We start from the raw sequence: 4,424 nt of genomic DNA, 5'->3' as shown, positions 1-4,424 counted from the left end.
CCGTCTCGATAGAGTCAGAAACCCACACTGTATTTAGTGATGGCGCCTCAACCGGGTTAAATGATTATTACTGCATGAGGACACAATAATCATGGCTTACGAGACTGGTACTGTGAATTCCGCTACAGATCTACTGGCAGTGATACAGAGCTTTGCGCAAAACAATGGCTGGACTTTAAACGGTAGTCTTTTACAGAAAGATGATGCTCATATCCAGCTCACCGCTAACAGTGACGACGAACTGCAAATCACGGGGCTTCGCAATGGGGTAGATTCAGACCCAGATGCTTGTCCAAGGTACAGTCGTATCGCCTTTGACTCCGATACTTGGCCTACTAACGCCATCTACCATGTCGTCGCATTTAATAATCCAGATACACTCTGGGTGACAATGGTATCCGGCGTTACCGATCATTTTCATCTCGGCTTTGGCGCGTTGGAAAAAACAGGCAACTGGTCCGGCGGCCAGTGGTTCCACGGTCAGCACAGCTCGAATAATGCTAACAGTGCCTGCTACTCCTTAGTGGACGGGGGCAGCTATTCCTATTGGGGAGGCGCTGCAGCGCGTGAGTGCGGTCTTTTTTGGACACAAAAAGACGGCAGGGCATGGGATAGCAATAACCACATCAGTAAAACCAGTTATTTGCATTGCGAGTTGCGCGGTTATATTTGGGAGTCTACCTATTCGGCTAATGATAAGACTGACTTAAATGCAGTACACGGACCGACAATATTTACCCCTATCCACAAGAACAACCCGAATAGCTTTAATGGCCAGACCGTATTAACCCCATTTAATTTGTTTTTGCAGAATACCGATGGTCACTATATGGCTATTGGCCATGTGGGCCACGTCCGCTTTGTCAAACTCACCAACTACAATCCTGGCGATATTCTCACCGTGGGCAGTGATCGGTGGAAGGTATTCCCCTGGCATCGCAAAGACTCTGATAACCCCAATGGCAGTTCTCCGGGGTATTCAGGAGGCACCACTTCTACGGGCGTACTCGGCGTTGCTGTGCGCTATGACGGGCCTTAACCGTGGCTCAATTAAGCGGATTTTTTCAAGGCCAGTCGCAAAACTGGGCTACCGACCACCTCAATATGGTGCCTCTGGATACCTTGGGGGATGCACTGCATGAGGAGCGCGCGGTCTCGGTTATTTCTCCAGGTAAAAGCGGCACTATCAATCGCACCCAATTTGACGCTCCCCGACGCAATCTTTCCGGTACCAAGACTAGCGGCTTTGCCGATGACTTTTATCACCAAATCCATATCAGCCCCACCAGCCTGGAGGTGGGCAATATCTCCTCCGCGCAAACCCACCAGGTCACCGTCTGGAATGCCTACCTGGAACCGCGCACACTGACAGATTTAAGCAGTGAAAATGCCGAAGGCATCACTATAGCCGGGCAATCCAATCCGCCCCTGGTATTTAGCGCACTACAGGAGCGGGTGTGGGATCTGCAGGTTTTGACTGATGGCCCCGCCACAATCAGTGCCGAAATCACCTGGCAATTTGCTAATGGAGATTTGGCCCTGTTACCAATTTCCGGCAATCGGGTGATCGCTTGGCCTTTCGCCCCGGATTGGAGCCAGGGCGTGCATGAGATGTTGGAGTGGCTCACCGATATTTTGCGCAGCCGTACCGCTGTGGAACAGCGCCGTGCATTGCGGGAATTCCCCCGGCGCTTTTACAGCTTTCAGACTCTGGCCGAAGGGATTGACCGCACCCGCCTGGACCTGGCTTTATTCGGCTGGGGCTCACGGGTTTTTGCTCTGCCAATTTGGCACGATGTACAGCTGCTGCCAGCGGTGGCGGTAGGCAGCGAGGAAATTATCTGCACTACGGAATACCGCGATTTTGCCGCCGGTGAAACCGCATTGCTTTTGGGGGAAAACGCCAGCCAGTACGAAGTGATTAATGTAGAGGCAGTCCAATCTGATCGATTGCTATTAGCTGACCCGATACAGGGTGACTGGCCCCAGGGTACCCGCCTATATCCCATGCGCAACGCGCGCTTGGTGACCCAGCCGCAAATGCAAAAGCGTTCCGGTTCGACAGTGCGCACCGAAGTGGAATTTTTGCTGGAGGAGCCCACAAGCTGGCCCACCGATTCTTTACCCAGTTACCGGGGATGGCCGGTGCTGGAAGTTCCAGCGGCGGAGAGTAATGACCTAAGCAGCGCCTATATTCGCCTGCTGGATTCCATTGATAACGGCATCAGTAACCCCGCGATCAATGAGCCCATAGAACTGGGGTTTTCACTCCAATCCCACCGCTGGTTAACCTTCGGCGCTGAGGAGCGTGCCGCACTGCGTAGCTTTATATATACGCTTTGCGGCCGTCAAAAATCAGTATGGTTGCCCACCTGGATGGAAGATCTGCAGCTGTTGGAGCCACTTGCGATCAATAGCAGTAGCCTGGATATCGCCCAGGTTAACTACGTGCGCCTGGCTGCATTGTCGGAAGGCCGCCGTGATTTGCGTATCGAACTACATGATGGAACCACCTGGTATCGACGCATTACCGATTGTGCAGAAGTGGATAGTCAGATCGAACGTCTCGCCCTCGATAGTCCACTGGATCGCGCCTTCGATCCCGCAGAAGTACGTCGCATCAGTTTTATGGCCCTGGTGCGGGCCGATAGCGACCGGATGGAACTGAACCATATCACCGATATTGAGGGCGCAGCCTCAGCCCAAATTCTATTCCGAGGAGTGCGCGATGAGCTTTAACAGCCGCGAGATTTCTATCGCCGATGGACTGCCGGTGCGCCTGTATGAATTTGTCCTGGGTTCGCAGCGCTGGCAGTACACCAATGCTCAACTGGGTGTAGCCCACAACCTACAAACTTATATCAGTTGCCCCGGTATTTCCGACGATGGTATCCGCCAAACCGGCGAGGCCAGCGCCGACTTGCTCACCATTACCGCGCCGCTGGATTTTGCCCTGGTTAGCCTCTACCAGGTTTACCCGCCCTCTATCCCGGTCAGCGTTACCGTGTATGACAAACACCTGGGTGAAGACGACGCCCTGGTGGTGTGGGTAGGAGAAATTGCCGATGTGACCCGCCGCCGCGATCAGCTCAATCTCGTATGCGCGCCACTGTCTTCCAGGGATACCACCGGGTTGCGTTTAACCTGGGGGAGAAACTGCCCGCACACGCTATATGGCGACGACTGCGGCGTGAATAAAGAGCTGCACCGCGTAGATGCTGTGCTTGCAGAAGTGACGGGCCTCACTCTGGTGGCCTCGGAATTTGCCGCTTTCAGCGATGGCCATTTTAATGGTGGATTTGTCGAGTGGCTCGCCCCCAGCGGCATTCTGGAGCAACGCGGTATCGACAGTCACAGTGGCACCAATATTACATTGTTAGGAGGCAGTCTTGACTTGGTACCAGGGCTGGACCTCCGCGCCTATCCAGGATGTGCGCGGGTGATATCGGTGTGCGATGAAAAATTTAATAACAGCGAAAACTGCGGCGCAGTGCCCGGACTCCCTGGCATATCCCCATTCGATGGGAACCCGGTTTTTTAAGAGGGCAAAACTGTGAATTTTCTAATCCAGATTGCAGTGATGATCGTCGCCGCCTACGTATCGGCAGCACTCAATACCCCCCCCAAACCCAAACCGGCAGCACTCACCGATTGGGATTTTCCTACCCCCGACGAAGGCACCCGCCGCGCCATAATTTTCGGTGATTGTTGGGTGAGTAGCTGGATGGTGCTGGGTGTTGGCAATTACCGCACCCGCCAGCTGAAACTCGACAGCGGAGGCAAAAAGTGAGCCGCAAAAAACTGGTGATAAAGCCGCACCATATCCACTTGGCTGGGCTTTGTATAACCGGCGCGCGGCCCTGGTTTGCCCATCACAAAATAGAGATGGCAGATCTGCGCCGTGGGCGCATTACCACGGAAACCCTTGCCGCCACTGGTGACGCACTGGCCCAGCGGGTAATCGACGCAGCGCGCAAGGAGGATGAAGATGGGAGGCAGTAGCAGTAAACCCCGTGTAATTGCTTATTACTTTGGTCTGCACATGGGCATCAGCGGTAGTGAAAACGATGAAATGGTGGAGGTTCAGGTCGGTGGCCTTACTGCCTGGCAGGGCTCGGTAACCAGCAGCCAGGAAGTCTACATTGATGAGCCAGATCTATTCGGAGGCAAAGAGCGCGAAGGCGGCATCCAAGGCACCCTGGATGTAATGATGGGTGAGGCGGATCAGCCAGTAAACTCAAAACTCCAGGCGATGCTCGGCGGCCTGGTGCCGGCCTTTCGCCGCTGTTGCACCTTGTTTTATGACGGCATGATCAGCGTCAGCAACCCCTATCCAAAGCCCTGGACTTTTCGTTGGCGGCGCGCACTAAAAGGCTGGGATGGTGACGTCTGGTATGCAGATAAAGCCAAGATCCTGTTAGACG

6 protein-coding genes are annotated in these 4,424 nt (G+C 54.1%); all 6 read left to right on the top strand.

The annotated features are described in order from the left end of the window. Positions 1–91: 91 nt before the first annotated feature. Positions 92–1,039 (top strand): hypothetical protein, encoded by a 948-nt coding sequence (locus tag MO867_RS20700; protein WP_252472637.1) that lies wholly within the window; start codon positions 92–94, stop codon positions 1,037–1,039. A 2-nt stretch (positions 1,040–1,041) separates the two neighbouring features. After that, positions 1,042–2,739 (top strand): hypothetical protein, encoded by a 1,698-nt coding sequence (locus tag MO867_RS20695; RefSeq protein WP_252472635.1) that lies wholly within the window; start codon positions 1,042–1,044, stop codon positions 2,737–2,739. Further along, complete coding sequence (locus MO867_RS20690; RefSeq protein ID WP_252472634.1) at positions 2,729–3,541, top strand: phage/gene transfer agent baseplate hub protein; 813 nt, start codon at positions 2,729–2,731, stop codon at positions 3,539–3,541. The genes MO867_RS20695 and MO867_RS20690 overlap by 11 nt, the downstream gene beginning before the upstream one ends. Before the next feature lie 12 nt (positions 3,542–3,553). Further along, a complete protein-coding gene (locus MO867_RS20685; protein ID WP_252472633.1) occupies positions 3,554–3,790 on the top strand; it encodes a hypothetical protein in 237 nt (78 codons plus the stop codon). Next, the gene (locus MO867_RS20680) at positions 3,787–4,002 is read left to right on the top strand and encodes a hypothetical protein (protein WP_252472632.1); all 216 of its coding nucleotides are present in this window, start codon (positions 3,787–3,789) and stop codon (positions 4,000–4,002) included. Before MO867_RS20685 ends, MO867_RS20680 begins: the two co-directional genes overlap by 4 nt. Next, the coding region (locus tag MO867_RS20675) for a hypothetical protein (RefSeq protein ID WP_252472631.1) at positions 3,989–4,424 on the top strand (436 nt) is incomplete at its 3' end. The genes MO867_RS20680 and MO867_RS20675, both read left to right, overlap by 14 nt.

Source organism: Microbulbifer okhotskensis (assembly GCF_023895975.1).
Classification (GTDB): domain Bacteria; phylum Pseudomonadota; class Gammaproteobacteria; order Pseudomonadales; family Cellvibrionaceae; genus Microbulbifer; species Microbulbifer okhotskensis.
The sequence above is the reverse complement of the archived record's forward strand: the minus strand, read 5'-3'. Positions and strand labels throughout refer to the sequence as shown.

Coding starts and splice junctions, on each gene's coding strand:
- MO867_RS20690 (WP_252472634.1), top strand. CDS start 2,729: ATGAGCTTTAACAGCCGCGAGATTTCTATCGCCGATGGACTGCCGGTG.
- MO867_RS20700 (WP_252472637.1), top strand. CDS start 92: ATGGCTTACGAGACTGGTACTGTGAATTCCGCTACAGATCTACTGGCA.